Here is a 715-nt window from a genome sequence, read left to right as displayed (position 1 = left end):
CGCCGGACCGCTTTCCCGATGTGGCGCTTCATGCCGAATGGCCGGAGGATGTGCTGAAGCGTCAGCCGCTCGACAGCTACACCGCACTTGCCGCCGTCACCCATGATCCCAAGGTCGATGATTTCGCCCTGAAGGCAGCACTAGACGCCAACTGCTTCTATGTCGGCGCGCTCGGCAGCAGGAAGACGCATGCCAAGCGTGTCGAACGTTTGCTGGCGCTGGGCGCGAGCGCCGACCAGATCGCCCGTATTCATGCGCCGATCGGGCTCGATATTGGTGCTGCCAGCCCGGGAGAGATTGCTGTTGCGGTGTTGGCCCAGGCGATCCATGCCTTCCGCTCGCGCGGGCTGGACGCAAAAGGTGCGGCGGCGTGAAATTCGGACCGATCCCGATCGAGACGGCGGAAGGCGCGGTGCTGGCACACTCCACCACCGCTGGTGAACGCCGCTTCCGCAAGGCGCATAGGCTGAGCGCCGAAGATGTGGCGCTGCTACGGACTGCCGGTGTTTCCGAGGTCGTTGCGGCTGTTCTGGCTGAAGACGACCTCGGCGAGGATGCGGCCGCGCAAACGATTGCCGGGAGCATGGCCTTTCGCGGCATCGAAGCCAAGCCTGCCGCGACCGGGCGGGTCAGCCTCCACGCCAAGGCGCCGGGCATCTTCACGGTCGATGCCGCTGCCATCGACGCCATCAATGCCATCGATCCCGCCATCACC

Annotated in this window: 1 protein-coding gene and 1 pseudogene; both read left to right on the top strand. The window is 65.5% G+C overall.

What is annotated here, in order from left to right:
• The coding region (locus EOA22_RS36000) for an XdhC family protein (RefSeq protein ID WP_164756302.1) at window positions 1-374 on the top strand (374 nt) is incomplete at its 5' end.
• Window positions 371-715, top strand: a pseudogene (locus tag EOA22_RS35995) (4-diphosphocytidyl-2C-methyl-D-erythritol kinase); the annotation flags it as partial. The gene EOA22_RS36000 and the pseudogene EOA22_RS35995, both read left to right, overlap by 4 nt.

The sequence above is a fragment of the Mesorhizobium sp. M7A.F.Ca.US.014.04.1.1 genome (assembly GCF_003998745.1).
Lineage (GTDB): Bacteria > Pseudomonadota > Alphaproteobacteria > Rhizobiales > Rhizobiaceae > Mesorhizobium > Mesorhizobium ciceri.
Note: the sequence above shows the minus strand (reverse complement) of the source record. Positions and strands in the feature narration are given on the sequence as shown.